We start from the raw sequence: 14,405 nt of genomic DNA, 5'->3' as shown, positions 1-14,405 counted from the left end.
AGTGCAAGTGCGGGGTCCCCGCCGGGGTCAGATGCGGAAGCCCTCCGGCCAGCCGTGCGCCTCGAGGTAGGCGCGCACGCGCTCGACGTCGGCGTCCGACGGCATCTCCGAGGTGACGCCCGCGATGGCGGAGGCGACGTCGAGGCGGCTGGCCGGCAGCCCGCCCTCGGACGCGAGCCGGGCGCTCACCTCCTGCACCTCCTCGTCGCTGAGGCGGCGGCGCAGCAGCGCCAGCAGCGGCACGAAGTCCTGCTCGGGGAGGCCGGCGGGGTATCCGGCGCGCAGCCACGAGACGATCCGGGAGACGAGGCCCGTGCGCTCGGTCGCGCGCGCGTCGGCCGCGTCCGGCTCGTGCAGGTCCTCGGGGGAACCGAGCGGCCAGCCCGCCGCCGCCAGCCGGGCCGAGACGCGCACCAGGTCCTCGGGCATCGCGGGGCCGAGCAGGAGCTCCTCGACGCGGTCGCGGAGCTGGCTCCGGCCGATCTCCTCGCCGGCCGCATCCGCCGCCACGGCGTCGTCGACGAGCTGGTCGACCACCTGCTCGAGCTCCTCGGCGGTGAGGCTGCGGCGGAGGATCCCGAGCAGCGGCACGTAGTCCTGGTCCGGCACGCCGGACGGGTAGCCCGCCCGCAGCCAGCCGACGACGCGCTGGACGATGCCGCGGTCGGGGCGGTCGGGGACGACGACGCCGGTCGCGCCGTCGCCCGGCCCGCCGCCCTCGGATGCGCTGTCGGTCATGATCAGCCCTTCGAGGTGAAGGTCGGGATGACGTGCTCGAAGCTCACCGACTGGCCGAAGCCCGTCGCGATGATGAGCGTGAGGCCCGCGACCACGGCGAGGACGACGACCGCGTAGCAGAGGGCGCCGACCGCCTGGAGGACGACGGGCGGCATGCGGCGGGCGGAGTCGGATCCGGCGACGCGGCCGCTGGTGTCGGGGCTGGCGAGCGCGAAGGACCGCACCCCGAGCGCGAAGAGGGCGGGCAGGCCCGCGCCGAGGACGAGGGCGACGAGGGCGACCTGGCCGACGGCGGAGAGGAAGAGGGGGAGCATGGCGGGATCCTTCAGGCGTCGGCGGGCTGGGGGGCGGGGCGGGCGGCCTTCTCGTCGGACCACTCGTCGTTCACGTTGTGCGCGCCCACGTCGTCCTTGCGCGAGCGGACGTAGACGGTGATCGAGACGGCGATGAGCACGAGCGTCATGGCGATGCCGCCCGCGGCGCCGCCGATGAGGTGGCCGAGCCACCACATGACCGCGCCGACGAGGGCGGCGGCCGGGAGGGTGATGACCCACGCGACGACCATGCGCAGCGCCACGCGCCAGCGCACCTGCGCGCCGGGCCGGCCGACGCCGGAGCCGAGGATGGATCCGGTGGCCACGTGCGTGGTGGAGAGCGCGAAGCCGAGGTGGCTGGACGCGAGGATGACCGCGGCCGACGAGCTCTCGGCCGCCATTCCCTGGTGCGTGTCGATCTCCACGAGGCCCTTGCCGACCGTGCGGATGATGCGCCAGCCGCCGATGTAGGTGCCGAGCGAGATGGCGAGCGCGCAGCTGATCTTCACCCAGAACGGCACCGACTCCGTGTCCGTCCAGCCGCCCGCCGCGATGAGCGCGAGCGTGATGACGCCCATGGTCTTCTGCGCGTCGTTCGTGCCGTGGGCGAGCGAGACGAGCGAGGCGCTGCCGATCTGGCCGATGCGGAAGGTGCGGTCGAGGCCGCGCCCGGCGAGGTTGCCGACGATGCGGAACACCAGCCAGGTGCCGACGGCGGCCACCGCCCCGGCGAGGATCGGCGACATGAGCGCCGGGAGGATCACCTTGCCCACGACGCCGTCGAGCTTGGATCCGTCGCCCGCCCAGTTCACGCCGTTGAGGCCGAGGCCCGCGAGCGTCGAGCCGATGAGGCCGCCGAACAGCGCGTGCGAGGAGCTCGACGGGAGGCCGAGCAGCCAGGTGAGCAGGTTCCAGACGATGCCGCCGATGAGGCCCGCGAGCACGATGAGCAGCAGCGCGGATCCGCCGCCCTGCAGCAGCGCCGGGTCGGGGGCGCCCGACTTGTCCTGGATCTTCACGACCGCGTTCGTGACCGTGAGCGCGACCTCGATGCTGAGGAACGCGCCGACGAGGTTGAGCACGGCGGAGAGCGTGACGGCGACCTTGGGCTTCAACGCGCCGGTCGCGATGGACGTGGCCATCGCGTTCGCCGTGTCGTGGAAGCCGTTGGTGAAGTCGAAGGCGAGCGCCGTGATGACGACGAGCACGAGGAGAATGAAGGGATCCACGGCGATGATCCTGCGCCCTGCTCGCGTGTCCCCTCTACGGGGGACCGCCGGGTTCACCCGCTGTTCACCCGCCGCTGTGGAGAAGCCCGCCCCCGCGACCGCCGCCCGGCTCCCGCCGCTCCGATCCCGCCGCTCGACCCGAGAGGACCCGCGATGTCCGACATCCACCCCGCCCCGCATCCCGCCGACCCGGCCGTCGCGCTGGTCCCGGTCGACGTCGCGCGCGACCGCCAGGCGCTCCGGGAGTTCCTCACCTCGAACGCGTTCCCGTTCCACATGCGGTCGGCCCCCACGTCCGCGGAGGTCGACGCGCGCATCGCGGACGGCGACTTCGCGGGGCCCGAGCACGCCGCCCTCTGGATCGACGTCGCGGGATCCGGCCGCGTGGGCCTCGTGGTGCTCGACGAACTCGAGGATCCGGGCGTGCTGTTCGACCTGCGCCTCGCCGAGTCGGCGCGCGGCCGGGGGCTCGGCGTGCCCGTGGTGCGCGCGCTCACGGACCACGTCTTCGGGTCGTACCCGCACGTGACGCGCTTCGAGGCGCAGACGCGCGACGACAACCGCGCGATGCGCCGCGTGCTCGTGCGCGCGGGCTTCGTGAAGGAGGCGCACTACCGCGACGGCTGGCCCGTCGCGGGCGGCGAGCCGCGCGCGTCCGTCGGCTACGCCATCCTCCGCCGCGACCACGAGACGGGGACGACGACGCCCGTGCCGGAGGACGACGAGGCGTAGCGGCAGCCGCTCGCGCACGCATGCTGCGCGAGCAGCCGGATCCACGCGCGGATCCCGCACGCGGGACACGATCTCGCGCCGAACCCGCCGTTACGGTGGAGGGACCGCACGCACCCGCACGATCGGAGGTCGATCCATGTCCAGCGCCGCAGCCCCCGCAGCCGTCATCGGCGAGCCCGAGGTCGTCGAGGACGTCGCGCGCGTCGCCTCCTCCCCCGCCTGGCTCGCCCTCAAGGACGCCGCCGTCGCGCTCCAGCCGATGCAGGTGAAGGACGGCTCGATCCCCGACGCCGCGCACCACGCGGAGGCCGCCCGCCTCATCGCGGTGATCCGCGACGGGATCCGCACGCTCGCCCCGCTCTTCTCGCACGACGCCGCGTACCTCGCCGCGCTCGACGTGGACTTCGCGCGCTGGGTCGACGCCGGCCTCGGCGTCCCCGACTTCCTCGACTCCCTGAACGCGTTCCAGCCGCAGCGCGACCGCGTGGACGGGATCCGGCACCTCGTCGTCTTCCCGATGACCACGCAGAACGGCAGCGCGAGCCGACTGGTCGAGGCCGTGCTCATCGAGGTCGTCTGGCCCGAGTTCGTGGCCGAGCTGGAGGCGGGCGACTACGGCAACGCGCTGTTCGTCCCCATCCGCTTCGTCGACTTCACGCCCGGCTACGACACCAACTCCGCGGTGCTGTTCCCCGAGACCGTCGCCATGCGCGAGGTCCCGACCTTCACGTGGGGCGCGATCTTCGCCGACCGCGAGGCCGCCCGGTTCCGCCGCGTGGTGCGTCACGCCGCCGAGGTCACGAAGCTCGAGCTGCCGGAGGACGCGCGGCGACTGCTGGACGACCAGCGGCTCGCGGAGGAGACCTTCGTGATGTGGGACCTGATCCACGACCGCACGCACATGCGCGGCGACCTGCCGTTCGACCCGTTCATGATCAAGCAGCGGATGCCGTTCTTCCTCTACTCGATCGAGGAGCTGCGCTGCGACCTCACCGCGTTCCGCGAGGCCGTCCGCATTCAGCGCCGGCTCGCCGCGATGGATCCCACCGAGCGCACCGCCGCCGACGACGCGCTCCTCGAGCGCGCCGGGATGGTGCAGCACGCCGTGATCTTCGACCGGATCTTCCGCTTCGCCATCACCGGGTCCCGCGTGCGCAACTACGACGGTCTCGGCGGCCAGCTGCTGTTCGCGTGGCTGCACCAGCACCACGTGCTGCACTGGACCGACACGCGCCTCACGATCGACTGGGACGACGTCGCCGACGTGGTCGTGGCGCTCGCCGACCGCGTGAACGACCTCTACTGGCGCTCGATCGACCGGCCGAAGACCGCGCACTGGCTGGCCGCGTACGCGATGGTCACCGAGACGGTCACGCCGCACCCCGCGTCCACGTGGGCGAAGGGGCCGGACGCGCTGCCGCTCGACGGGCCGCCGAAGGGCCTCACCGACCTCGTGCTCGACGACGAGTTCCCGCTCAGCATGTTCTTCGAGGCGCTGGAGAAGAAGATGCGCGACGTCATCGGATCCACCGCGGGGATCACGGGGCAGACGGCGTGAGCGTCGACGGCCGCGTCGTCGTGGTCGCGGGCGCGTCGAGCGCCGCGGGCCGGGCGGTGTGCGCCGAGCTGACGGCGGCGGGCGCGCGCGTCGTCGCGGTCGGCACGGACGCCGGGCGGCTCGACGACGTCGACGCGTCCCGGCGCGAGGTGTGCGACCTCGCCGACCACGCGGCCGTCGTCGAGCTGGCCGGGCGGATCCGGGCGGACCTCGGCGGCGTCGACGGCCTGATCCACCTGGTCGGCGGCTGGCGAGGCGGCAACGGCCTCGCGGGCCAGACCGACGACGACTGGGACTTCCTGCACGAGCGGCTCGTCACCACGCTGCGCAACACCACGCGCGCGTTCGACGCCGACCTGCAGGCGTCCGACGCGGGCCGGCTCGCGATCGTCTCCTCCACGGCCGTGCAGCGCCCCTACCCCGGCGGCGCCAACTACTCGACCGCGAAGATCGCCGCGGAGACGTGGGTGCGCGCGGTCGACCGCGGGTTCTCCAAGGCCGGATCCCCCGCCCGCACCACGATCTTCGTGGTCAAGGCGCTCGGCGGCCTGGAGAGGGCGCTGGCCCGCCGCATCGTGGGGCTGTGGACCTCCGTGCCGCCCGAGCGCGACCTCATCGAGGGCTGACGCCGCCGCTGCCCTAGCACACGGGCCGGCGCCCCGGAGAGGGGTCGCATGCCCCCTGCCGCGGGCGCGGGAGCGCGGTATACGGTCACGGGGTGACCCCGCCCGCCAGAACCGCCGAGCACGACGCCTTCGGCCCGTGGATCGACACCGTCCGCACCTCCGACGAGGTGCCCCGCCTCTACCGCCCGCACGGCGTCGACCCGTTCGGCGCGCGTCTCGTGCTCAAGGTGCCGCGCGACATCCCCCGCCGCGACACCGACCCGTCGATGGACCTGTACGACCACCTCCTCGTCGTCGGCGACCGCGACCTGGAGGCGCTCTCGCGCGACGGATCCGCGTACACGGCCCGCCGCATCCCCTTCGCCGACATCGTGGCCGTGCGCGACCGCGTCGACCTGCTCGACGGCCTGCTCACGGTGCACACGGCCGACGGCCAGGCCCTGCGGATCCCGTTCAACGGCGCCAGCGCCGACGTGGTCGTGGAGCTGACCGAGCTGCTGATGACGCTCGCGGCCGAGTCCGCCGGGGTGTCCGCCACCTGCCCGAAGAAGGACGCGCGGGCGACGCCGCGCATCGACGTCGGGCAGGACGAGGCCGGCGTCGCGGCGGCGTACTGGGACCTGGCGGCGCGCGATCCGCAGCTCCGCTACCTCTCGTCGCGCCCGCGCACGCCGCTCGTGCCCACCGCCGACGGCTTCCTGGGCGCCCTGCAGCGTCTCCGGCCGATGAGCCTCACGGGCGCGGTCGCCGCGTGCTCGCCGCGCGAGCTGCTGATCCTCACCCGCCGCGACCAGGTGCTCCGCCGCCGCACCGCGACGCTCTCCATCGACCGCCTCCGGATCCTCCGCCACGCCATCTCCAGCACCACCGCCGAGCCGCACCCGCGCTGGGTCGGCATGTCGACGGTGACGATCCGCGCGGGCGCCGCCGCCTTCGAGGTCGTCGCGGCGTCGGCGGACGAGCTGGAGTGCGACCTGGTGACGGGCGGCAGCTGAGCGCCGTGACCGACGCCGTGATCCTCACCGGCACCGTCGGCGCGGGCAAGACCACGACGATGCACGCGCTCGGCGACATCCTCGCCGAGCGCGGGGTGCCGCACGCACTGGTCGACGCGGATGCCCTGCGGCTGCTCCATCCCGCGCCGGCGGACGATCCGTTCCACCAGGAGCTGATGCTCCGCAACCTCGGGGACCTGTCCCGCAACCACCGCGAGGCCGGGGCGCGCGTGGTGGTGGTCGCGGCCGTCGTCGAGCACGCCGGCGACCTGCCGCGATACGCCGCCGCGCTCGGATCCCGCGACCCGCTGCTCGTCCGGCTCACGGTCGACGCCGACGCGGTGCGTGCGCGACTCGACACCCGCCACGGCGACGACGCCGCTGCCCTGGCCTGGCACCGCGACCGCGCTCCGGAGCTCGCCGCGATCATCGACGCCGCGGGCCTCGGCGGCCTCGCGATCGACACCACGTCCCGCACCCCGGCGGAGGTCGCCGCGCTCGTCGCCGACCGCGCCGGCTGGTGAGCGCGCCCCCGTAGGGTCGAGTGATGAGCGACGACCTCCCCCTCGACTTCACCGCGCCCCTCTGGGCCTGGGAGGCGCGGCGCGAGCTCTGGACCTTCGTGTCGCTGCCCGTCGAGCTCACCCCGATGCTGCGGGAGCTGGGGCAGGCCGGCCGCCGCGGGTTCGGATCCGTCCCCGTCCGCGTGCGCGTCGGCAACACGACCTGGCGCACCTCGGTCTTCCCGCAGGGCGACGGCACGTGGATCCTCCCGGTCAAGCGCGCGATCCGCGACGCCCACGGCCTCGAGGTCGGCGACGACGTCCACGTCGACCTCGAGCCGCTGCCGTGAGCGGCACCCGCCGACGGGGTTAGCCCGCGGGCGGCGTGTAGAGCTGCAGGTCGTTGCCCTCGCTGTCCTGGAAGGGGAGGATGCGGCCCCACTCGTGGTCGCTGATCTCGCCCGTGATCTCGGCGCCGCGGCTCTTCATCCGCCCCAGCTCGTCCTCGATCGAGCCGTCGGGCGTGAACGAGATGACCGCGCCGCCGCTCGACGAGCCGCCCGCCTCCTCGCGCGCGTTGAGCCCGATCATCAGGCCGCCCGCGTCGATCTCGCTCCAGTCCGCGTCCTCGCTCGTGATCGTGAGACCGAGCGTGTCGCGGTAGAACGCCACCGCGCGCGTCATGTCCTTCACGGGCAGCCAGACCGTCGCCACCGAATCGACCATGGGATTCCTCCTCGCATCGAGGCCGGTCGGTCGACCGGCTCTCCCTCCCGGTCTACTCCCGACCGCGCGCCGCCTCCGGCCCGGGCAGCGCATCCACGGCCGGCGGAGATGGTTGACAACAATCCACCATCGGCATATGGTTGCCTGCAGTCAACTACCCGGAGGATCATGTCCCAGCACCACCCGGCCACCGCGGCACCCGCGAAGGCCCCCCGCCGCACCGTCTCGGCCGACGGATCCATGTCGAAGCGCCAGGTCCTCGAGTCCCTGTCGGGCCTCCTGCTCGGCATGTTCGTCTCGATCCTCGCCGGCACCGTCGTCTCCACGTCGCTGCCGATCATCATCAGCGACCTCAAGGGCGACCAGTCCGGCTACACCTGGGTCGTCACCGCGACCCTGCTCGCCACCACCGTGAGCACGCCGCTCTGGGGCAAGTTCGCCGACCTCTTCAACCGCAAGCTGCTCATCCAGCTCGCGCTCGGCACCTTCGTGCTGGGATCCGCGCTCGCCGGCTTCTCGCAGAACACCGAGACGCTCATCGTCTTCCGCGTGCTCCAGGGCCTCGGCGCCGGCGGCCTCGCGGCGCTGAGCCAGATCATCATGGCCGACATCATCAGCCCGCGTGACCGCGGCCGCTACGCCGGCCTCTTCGGCGCCGTCATGGCCGTCGGCACGGTCGGCGGCCCGCTCCTCGGCGGCGTCGTGACGGACGCGTTCGGCTGGCGCTGGAACTTCTTCATCGCGCTGCCGATCGCCATCATCGCGATCATCCTGCTGCAGGTCACGCTCCACCTGCCCGCGCACCCGAAGCGCAAGGTGCACGTCGACTACCTCGGCGCGGTCTTCATCGCGAGCGGCGTCTCGCTCCTGCTCATCTGGGTCTCGCAGGCCGGCAAGCAGTTCGAGTGGGCCTCGGGCACCTCGTACCTGATGGCGGGCGGCGCGGTCGTGCTGCTGATCGCCGCGGTGATCACCGAGCTCAAGGTCGCCGAGCCGATCATCCCGCTCACCATGTTCCGCAACCGCACCTTCACGCTCTCGGTGCTCGCGAGCCTCGCGGTCGGCATCTCGCTGTTCGGCACGTCGGTCTTCCTCGCGCAGTACATGCAGCTGTCGCGCGGCGCCACGCCCACCCAGTCGGGCCTGCTCACCATCCCGCTCATGGCCGGCCTGCTCATCTCGTCGACCGTGTTCGGCAACCTGATCAGCCGCCGCGGCAAGTGGAAGGCGATCATGATCACGGGCGCCGTGCTCATCGTCGCCGGCACCTCGCTGCTGTCCACGCTCCGCTACGACACCGACTTCGTGCTCGTGGGCATCTACATGTTCGTGCTCGGCGCGGGCCTCGGGATGCTCATGCAGAACCTCGTCCTCGTCGTGCAGAACGCCATCGAGGTCAAGAACCTCGGCGTCGCCACCAGCGCCGTCACGTTCTTCCGCAGCCTCGGCGGCACCGTCGGCGTCTCGGTGCTCGGCTCCATCCTCGGCACGATCATCGCGTCGGAGATCACCGCCGGGATCACGAAGCTCGCCCCGGCCGACCAGGCCGCCGCGGCGCAGGCGCTCGGCTCCGGCGTCATCCCGCAGGTCTCGCAGCTCAGCCCCGCGGTCCGCACCGTGGTCGAGAGCGCCTACGGAGTGGGCATCGGCGACGTGTTCCTCTACAGCGTGCCGCTCGCGATCGTGTCGCTCGTCGCGGTGATCTTCCTGCCCAACGCGCAGCTCGGCAGCAAGAACGCCGTGCAGCTGAAGAGCGACAAGGCCGCCACCTCCGACGCCCGCGACGTGCACCGCACCGACGGCGAGGACGCGCTCATCGGCGCATCCGCCGGCGCCGTCGCCCTCACCCCGGCCGGCGAGGCGAACCCGACCGGGTCGATCCGACTGCCCGACGCCGAGGACGCCGGGGTCGACGCCCGCCGATGACCGACGAGGACCGCTCCCCCGTGGGCGACGCCGCGGGTGACTCCGCCGGCGTCGCCGACGGGACAGCCGACGGCATCGCCGCGGGCATCGCCGAGGTGGAGGAGCAGATGACCGCCCTCGCCGCGCGCATCCGGGCGACGACCCGGGAGGCCGCGGCCAGGATCCACCCGGAGCTGCCGCCCATCGGCTACAAGATGCTCCGCGTGATCCGCCGCTGCGGCGCGGCCCACGCGAGCGCCGTCGCCGATCAGCTCGGCGTCGACCGCAGCGTGGTCAGCCGCCAGCTCCGCCAGCTCCAGGACCTGGGGCTCGTGGAGGTCGGCGCCGACGCGCAGGACGGCCGCGTGCGCGTGCTCGCGCTCACCCCGGCGGGCCGCGCGGGGATCGAGGCGGACGACGCCGAGGGCGGCAGCCGCCTGATCCGCGGCCTCGGCGGGTGGACGCGCGCGGACCTCGACGCGTTCGCCGGCTACCTCGCGCGGCTCAACGCGGGAGCGCTTCCGGACGCCGCGACCGGCCCGGCGGATCGCGAGGCGGACGCCGCCGCGGCCGCCCCGGCTCCGCGCGCCCCCGTGCACGCGGCCTGACGCCGGGCGGGACGGCTCAGAGGATCACGACGCGCCGTCGGACGGGGATGCGCTCCCCGACCGGCGGCGCGTCGTCGCGTCTGCCGCGGCATCAAGTGGCCCGGGCGCCGGCGCCGGCGCCGGCTCACCGCCGATGGCCGCGTGCAGGGCCTCGAGCGCCGGCAGCGCGCGGGCGATGTCGTGCCGCTCGGTGGCCGTGAGGCTGCGGAGCGCGCCCACGAGCACGCCCTCGGCCGAGCGGTCGAAGGTGCGCAGCAGATCCCGCGCGTGATCCGTGAGGCCCACCTCGGTGCTGCGGCCGTCGCCCTTCGCGAGGCGCCGGTCGACGAGGCCGTCGCGCTCCATGGCGAGGATGAGGTTGCTGACCGTCGAGCGCGCGAGCCCGAGCGCGCGGCCGAGGAGGGTGGGCGTCGCCCATCCGATCGCCTCGAGGCGGCGGAGCACCTCGACCTGCGCGTCGGGCAGGTCCGGCAGGTCGGCCGCGCTCCGCGACGCGTTCATGAGGCGCCGCCGGAAGGGCCCCACCTCCGCGCCGAGCCGCCGGGCGACGACCCGCAGCTCGGCGTCGGTCGGGTCGGAGGGCATGCACCGAGGATACCCAGCTACTTGCGCTTGTCACAAACGCATTCCGGTGTCAGGCTGCCTGCATGACAACGATCACCACGAGCGTCGAGCACCCCGTGCCCGCTCAGGACCTCAGCCCCCTCGTCGGACACCGTCTCATCTACACGTACGCCAACGGCTGGCAGTACGAGATGTACGTCAAGAACGCCACGACCATCGACTACCGCATCCACTCGGGCATGGTCGGCGGCCGCTGGGTCAAGGACCAGACGGTCGACCTCGTCGCCCTCGCCGACGGCGTCTTCAAGGTCTCGTGGAACGAGCCCACGGGCACGAGCGTCGTCGTCAACATCATCCCGGCCGCGCGCGTGCTGCACGGCACGATCTTCTTCCCGCGCTGGGTGGAGGAGGACGGATCCAAGACCGTGCTCTTCCAGAACGACCACCTCGACGAGATGCGCGCGCACCGCGACGCCGGCCCCACGTACCCCATCTACGTCGTGCCGGAGTTCGCGCACATCACCCTCGACGAGTTCGTGGGCGCCGACGACGAGACCGTCGTCGACACCGCCCCCGGCGACCTCCCGGCCGGGTTCGCCGACCGGCGCGGCTGATGGCCGCGGCCCCGGCGCCGCGCGTCGCGCCGCTCGAGCTCGACCACGGCGGGCTCGCCCTCCGCGGCTGGGAGCACGGCACCGTGCGGCCCGGGGCTCCCGCGGCGCTCCTCGTGCACGGCTTCGGCGACTCCGGCACCGGCGGCCACGGGCTGTGGGTGCCGGTCGCCCGGGCGCTGGCCGCGTCCGGCACGGCGGCGCGCGCCTACGACCGGCTCGGCCACGGCGTGAGCGACGGCGACTTCGCCGACGTGCGCCTGCTCGACGAGGTCGACCAGGTGTCCGCGATGATCCGCGCCCTCGCCCGGGACGCGGGCGGACCCGTGCACGTGGTCGCGCACAGCCTCGGCGGCGTCGAGTCGGCGCTGGCCGCCGCCCGGGCGCCCGAGCTCGTCGCGAGCCTCACGCTGTGGTCGCCGGCCGGCGTGGTCGTGGACGACATCACGGAGCACGGCCGCGTGATGAGCGTGCCGCTCGCCGCGTCCCGCGAGCGCGGGATCGTCGACGTCGCCGGCATGGGCCTCGGGCTGGGCTTCCCGGACGAGGTGCTCGCGGGCGTCGACGTCTACGGGCCGGTCGCGGGATACCCGGGCCCGGTGGACGTGCTGCACGGCACCGCGGACGCGATCGTGCCGGTCTCCTACGGCGCGCGCTACGGCGAGCTCATGCCGGGGGCGACCTTCACGGCCGTGGAGGGCGCGGATCACGGCTGGTCGTCGGTGGAGCTGCGCCGGATGCTGGTCGAGCGACTGCTCGCGCACGTGGCGCGGGCGTCGAGCTCGGCCGGCTAGCCCCCGCGGGCGGGCGGACGGGGCACGACGGTCCCGCCCTCCTGTCCCGCCCGCCGCCTCAGCTGGCCGCCGAGCGACCCAGCACGAGGGTGAGGAAGCCGAGCGTTCCGCGGTATCCGCCCAGCCATGCCCGGGTGCTCGACCGACGCGGCCATCACCTGATCCCGGTCGGGGTCGTCAGGGTGCTCCGACGCCCACGTGGCGAGCGCCCCGGTCCACGACCACTCGTAGTCATCCCACTCCTCCAGGGTGCTGACGTGCCCCTGCAGCGGCACCCACCCGTTCGCGGCGGCGACCTCGACGGTGGCCGCGAGGTCGCCGTACTCGTCCGGCTCGGTGCCGAGGAGATCCAGCACCCGCGGGGTCGGCTCCCGCTCCCAGAAGCACTCGCCGACGAGCGCGCGACCGCCCGGACGCAGGTGCCCGTCGATCGCGGCCAGGGTCTGCTCGAACCCGCCGAAGGCGTGCGTCGCGCCCACGCTGAGCACGACGTCGAACCGCTCGACGGACGTCCACGCACGGGCGTCGGCGCAGATGAGCTCGAGTCGATCGGCGAGGCCCTCGCGCTCCGCCTGCTCGCGCACGCGGTCGAAGCCCGCGTCGGAGTGGTCGACCCCGACCGCGATCAGCGACGGCTCACGCCGCAGGGCGCGCAGCAGCCAGCTGCCGTCGCCGCACCCGAGGTCGAGGACCGCGCCGTGGCCTGCGACAGCCCGCGCGAGGAGGCGGTCGACGCTGTCGTCGCCGAGGGGCGAGGCGATGGGGTGGTCGGCGTGGGCGAGGTCGCTGATCCGGTTCCTGTCCATGTCGCGAGCCTAGGTCGGCACAGCCACGCGGAGATGGCGGGGAGGATGGGGGTGTGCTCGCCGATCTCGCCCTCCCCGTCCCGCTCCCCGCCCGCGTCGGCGGGGTGGTCCTCCGCCGCGCGACCGCCGACGACCTCGCCCCGCTCATGGGCCTGCTCGCCGACGACCCCGTGAGCGCCGCGCGCGGCGACCGGGCGGATCCGGGCGACGCCGACCTCTACCGCGGCGCGCTCGCGCGCATCCTCGCGGACCCCGCGAACGACCTCCTCGTGGCGGCCGACGCGGACGGCGCGGTCGTGGGCACGCTGCAGCTCACGGTGATCCCCGGCATGGCCCGGCGCGGCAGCTCCCGCCTCCAGGTGGAGGCCGTGCGCGTGCGGAGCGACCTGCGCTCGGCCGGCATCGGCGGCGCCATCATGCGCTGGGTCGCCGACGCCGCCGCGCCCGCCCTCGGGACGCCGCTCGTGCAGCTCACCTCCGACGCCTCGCGCGTCGACGCCCACCGCTTCTACGAGCGTCTCGGGTACGCGCGCTCGCATGTCGGGTTCAAGCTGCGGATCCCCGAGGCGTAGCCGCGCGGATCAGCCGAGCGCCGACCGCATCGCCTCGAGCACCGCGCGCGCCGCCGTCGGACCGGTGTTGAGGTAGAACACGTCGTCGTCCACGAAGGTGACCGCGTCGTCCTCCACCGCCTGCAGCGTCGGCCAGAGCGGCAGGCCGGTGAGCGCCGTCTCGTCGCCACCCTGCACGCCCGCGAACACGTGGTCGCCCTCGGCCAGGTCGATCTGCTCCTCGCTGATGTCGCGCGAGGTCTGGTCCGTGAAGTCCTGCTCTTCCGGGCGCGGGAGGCCCGCGTCCTCGGCCACGGATCCGGCGAAGGACGCCACGCCGAAGACGCGGATGCGGTCGGCCGAGGAGCGGAGGAACGAGACGGCCGGGCGGTCGGCGAGGCCCGCGCCGAACGCGGCAGCGTCGGACTGGTAGGAGTCGAGCCAGGAGGCGGCCTGCTGGGTGCGGCCGACGGCGTCGGCGAGGAGCAGGAGGTCCTGCTTCCAGTAGAGGCCCGTGCCCTGCGTCGCGACCGTGGGCGCGATGGCGGAGAGGCTCGCGTAGAGCGAGGCCGCGTCCTTGCCGGTGACGTTCATGAGGATCAGGTCGGGCTTCGCGGCCGCGACGCTCTCGATGTCGGGCGAGATGCGGTCGCCGAGCGGCGCGACGGCGGCGAGCGCGTCGGCGTCCTCCGGGAACGCGCGGGTGAGGTAGTCGGGGACGACGGCCGCGCCGTCGGCCGCCGTGGAGGCGACGGGGACGATCCCGAGGGTGAGCAGGGAGTCGGCCTGGCCGGTCGAGATGACGGCGACGCGCTGGGGCGCCGCCGGGATGGTGGTCGTGCCCGCGAAGTGGACGACGGTGCGCGGGAAGACGCCGTCGGGCTGGCCGCTGCCCTTGCCCTCGGGCATGGTGCGCGGGGTGGTGTAGCCGGTGCCGGCGGGGTCGGCCGCGGTGCCCGTGCCGGGACCGGAGGCGGATCCGGACGATGCGGCGGGCGCGGCGCACGCGGTGAGCGCGACGAGGACGGCGGCGGCGACCGCGAGGCCCGCGAGGCCGCGGCGGCGGGTGGGACGGCGGTCGGGTCGGGTGTCGGGGCGGGGCGGGGAGGCGATGATCACCGAGGCAGCTTAGGGTAGCCTTACCC

The 14,405-nt window shown here is 74.0% G+C and carries 18 protein-coding genes; 11 read left to right on the top strand and 7 right to left on the bottom strand.

Going from position 1 to position 14,405, the window contains the following annotated elements; genetic code table 11:
• Positions 1–27 precede the first annotated feature (27 nt).
• The 3 genes from JOE38_RS12615 to JOE38_RS12605 are packed head-to-tail and all read right to left on the bottom strand — an operon-like array spanning position 28 to position 2,281.
• Entirely contained in the window at positions 28–738 is a 711-nt protein-coding gene (locus JOE38_RS12615; RefSeq protein ID WP_204576600.1) for a DUF3349 domain-containing protein, read from the bottom strand.
• A gap of 2 nt (positions 739–740) precedes the next feature.
• A complete protein-coding gene (locus JOE38_RS12610; protein ID WP_086521170.1) occupies positions 741–1,052 on the bottom strand; it encodes a hypothetical protein in 312 nt (103 codons plus the stop codon).
• Between the two features lie 11 nt (positions 1,053–1,063).
• Positions 1,064–2,281 carry an inorganic phosphate transporter gene (locus JOE38_RS12605; protein WP_204576599.1) on the bottom strand — a complete coding sequence of 406 codons (1,218 nt, stop codon included), beginning with the start codon at positions 2,279–2,281 and terminating at the stop codon, positions 1,064–1,066.
• Positions 2,282–2,434: 153 nt separating this feature from the next.
• On the opposite strand from JOE38_RS12605, the gene JOE38_RS12600 reads away from it, so the two are divergent.
• The 6 genes from JOE38_RS12600 (at position 2,435) to JOE38_RS12575 (ending at position 7,045) form a co-directional block, all read left to right on the top strand.
• On the top strand, positions 2,435–3,013 hold the full coding sequence (locus tag JOE38_RS12600) for a GNAT family N-acetyltransferase (protein ID WP_204576598.1): 579 nt from the start codon (positions 2,435–2,437) through the stop codon (positions 3,011–3,013).
• A gap of 136 nt (positions 3,014–3,149) precedes the next feature.
• A complete protein-coding gene (locus tag JOE38_RS12595) occupies positions 3,150–4,571 on the top strand; it encodes a DUF6421 family protein (RefSeq protein WP_204576597.1) in 1,422 nt (473 codons plus the stop codon).
• Positions 4,568–5,197 carry an SDR family oxidoreductase gene (locus JOE38_RS12590; protein WP_204576596.1) on the top strand — a complete coding sequence of 210 codons (630 nt, stop codon included), beginning with the start codon at positions 4,568–4,570 and terminating at the stop codon, positions 5,195–5,197. The genes JOE38_RS12595 and JOE38_RS12590 overlap by 4 nt, the downstream gene beginning before the upstream one ends.
• Before the next feature lie 92 nt (positions 5,198–5,289).
• Positions 5,290–6,192 carry a hypothetical protein gene (locus JOE38_RS12585; RefSeq protein WP_204576595.1) on the top strand — a complete coding sequence of 301 codons (903 nt, stop codon included), beginning with the start codon at positions 5,290–5,292 and terminating at the stop codon, positions 6,190–6,192.
• Between the two features lie 5 nt (positions 6,193–6,197).
• Positions 6,198–6,716 (top strand): adenylyl-sulfate kinase, encoded by a 519-nt coding sequence (locus JOE38_RS12580; protein WP_204576594.1) that lies wholly within the window; start codon positions 6,198–6,200, stop codon positions 6,714–6,716.
• Positions 6,717–6,739: 23 nt separating this feature from the next.
• Entirely contained in the window at positions 6,740–7,045 is a 306-nt protein-coding gene (locus JOE38_RS12575; protein WP_204576593.1) for a DUF1905 domain-containing protein, read from the top strand.
• A gap of 19 nt (positions 7,046–7,064) precedes the next feature.
• Here the strand turns inward: JOE38_RS12575 and JOE38_RS12570 are convergent, their stop codons facing one another.
• Positions 7,065–7,421, bottom strand: a complete 357-nt coding sequence (locus JOE38_RS12570; RefSeq protein ID WP_204576592.1) for a VOC family protein — start codon at positions 7,419–7,421, stop codon at positions 7,065–7,067.
• 168 nt (positions 7,422–7,589) lie between these two features.
• On the opposite strand from JOE38_RS12570, the gene JOE38_RS12565 reads away from it, so the two are divergent.
• Positions 7,590–9,347 (top strand): DHA2 family efflux MFS transporter permease subunit, encoded by a 1,758-nt coding sequence (locus tag JOE38_RS12565; RefSeq protein ID WP_204576591.1) that lies wholly within the window; start codon positions 7,590–7,592, stop codon positions 9,345–9,347.
• Positions 9,344–9,934, top strand: a complete 591-nt coding sequence (locus JOE38_RS12560) for a MarR family winged helix-turn-helix transcriptional regulator (protein WP_204576590.1) — start codon at positions 9,344–9,346, stop codon at positions 9,932–9,934. Before JOE38_RS12565 ends, JOE38_RS12560 begins: the two co-directional genes overlap by 4 nt.
• A 24-nt stretch (positions 9,935–9,958) precedes the next feature.
• Here JOE38_RS12560 and JOE38_RS12555 read toward each other — a convergent pair whose 3' ends face one another.
• Entirely contained in the window at positions 9,959–10,519 is a 561-nt protein-coding gene (locus JOE38_RS12555) for a MarR family winged helix-turn-helix transcriptional regulator (RefSeq protein WP_204576589.1), read from the bottom strand.
• A 62-nt stretch (positions 10,520–10,581) separates the two neighbouring features.
• Here JOE38_RS12555 and JOE38_RS12550 point away from each other — a divergent pair, with 62 nt between their 5' ends.
• Together JOE38_RS12550 and JOE38_RS12545 are read left to right on the top strand one after the other, a co-directional pair.
• Entirely contained in the window at positions 10,582–11,112 is a 531-nt protein-coding gene (locus tag JOE38_RS12550) for a phenolic acid decarboxylase (RefSeq protein WP_204576588.1), read from the top strand.
• Positions 11,112–11,903, top strand: a complete 792-nt coding sequence (locus JOE38_RS12545) for an alpha/beta hydrolase (protein WP_204576587.1) — start codon at positions 11,112–11,114, stop codon at positions 11,901–11,903. Before JOE38_RS12550 ends, JOE38_RS12545 begins: the two co-directional genes overlap by 1 nt.
• Here JOE38_RS12545 and JOE38_RS12540 read toward each other — a convergent pair.
• Positions 11,900–12,709, bottom strand: a complete 810-nt coding sequence (locus JOE38_RS12540; protein WP_239544828.1) for an SAM-dependent methyltransferase — start codon at positions 12,707–12,709, stop codon at positions 11,900–11,902. The two genes, JOE38_RS12545 and JOE38_RS12540, sit on opposite strands and share 4 nt — an antisense overlap.
• A 53-nt stretch (positions 12,710–12,762) precedes the next feature.
• Here JOE38_RS12540 and JOE38_RS12535 point away from each other — a divergent pair, with 53 nt between their 5' ends.
• Positions 12,763–13,281 (top strand): GNAT family N-acetyltransferase, encoded by a 519-nt coding sequence (locus JOE38_RS12535; RefSeq protein ID WP_204576586.1) that lies wholly within the window; start codon positions 12,763–12,765, stop codon positions 13,279–13,281.
• A 9-nt stretch (positions 13,282–13,290) separates the two neighbouring features.
• On the opposite strand, the gene JOE38_RS12530 is transcribed toward JOE38_RS12535, so the two are convergent.
• A complete protein-coding gene (locus JOE38_RS12530) occupies positions 13,291–14,379 on the bottom strand; it encodes an ABC transporter substrate-binding protein (protein WP_204576585.1) in 1,089 nt (362 codons plus the stop codon).
• Positions 14,380–14,405: the final 26 nt, after the last annotated feature.

This window comes from Clavibacter michiganensis (assembly GCF_016907085.1).
Taxonomy (GTDB): Bacteria; Actinomycetota; Actinomycetes; order Actinomycetales; family Microbacteriaceae; genus Clavibacter; species Clavibacter michiganensis_O.
The sequence above is the reverse complement of the archived record's forward strand: the minus strand, read 5'-3'. Positions and strand labels throughout refer to the sequence as shown.

Bases quoted from the DNA above. Each gene is read 5' to 3' on its own strand.
- JOE38_RS12615 (WP_204576600.1), bottom strand. From the start codon at position 738: ATGACCGACAGCGCATCCGAGGGCGGCGGGCCGGGCGACGGCGCGACC.
- JOE38_RS12610 (WP_086521170.1), bottom strand. From the start codon at position 1,052: ATGCTCCCCCTCTTCCTCTCCGCCGTCGGCCAGGTCGCCCTCGTCGCC.
- JOE38_RS12600 (WP_204576598.1), top strand. From the start codon at position 2,435: ATGTCCGACATCCACCCCGCCCCGCATCCCGCCGACCCGGCCGTCGCG.
- JOE38_RS12595 (WP_204576597.1), top strand. From the start codon at position 3,150: ATGTCCAGCGCCGCAGCCCCCGCAGCCGTCATCGGCGAGCCCGAGGTC.
- JOE38_RS12575 (WP_204576593.1), top strand. From the start codon at position 6,740: ATGAGCGACGACCTCCCCCTCGACTTCACCGCGCCCCTCTGGGCCTGG.
- JOE38_RS12570 (WP_204576592.1), bottom strand. From the start codon at position 7,421: ATGGTCGATTCGGTGGCGACGGTCTGGCTGCCCGTGAAGGACATGACG.
- JOE38_RS12565 (WP_204576591.1), top strand. From the start codon at position 7,590: ATGTCCCAGCACCACCCGGCCACCGCGGCACCCGCGAAGGCCCCCCGC.
- JOE38_RS12560 (WP_204576590.1), top strand. From the start codon at position 9,344: ATGACCGACGAGGACCGCTCCCCCGTGGGCGACGCCGCGGGTGACTCC.
- JOE38_RS12555 (WP_204576589.1), bottom strand. From the start codon at position 10,519: ATGCCCTCCGACCCGACCGACGCCGAGCTGCGGGTCGTCGCCCGGCGG.
- JOE38_RS12550 (WP_204576588.1), top strand. From the start codon at position 10,582: ATGACAACGATCACCACGAGCGTCGAGCACCCCGTGCCCGCTCAGGAC.
- JOE38_RS12545 (WP_204576587.1), top strand. From the start codon at position 11,112: ATGGCCGCGGCCCCGGCGCCGCGCGTCGCGCCGCTCGAGCTCGACCAC.
- JOE38_RS12540 (WP_239544828.1), bottom strand. From the start codon at position 12,709: ATGGACAGGAACCGGATCAGCGACCTCGCCCACGCCGACCACCCCATC.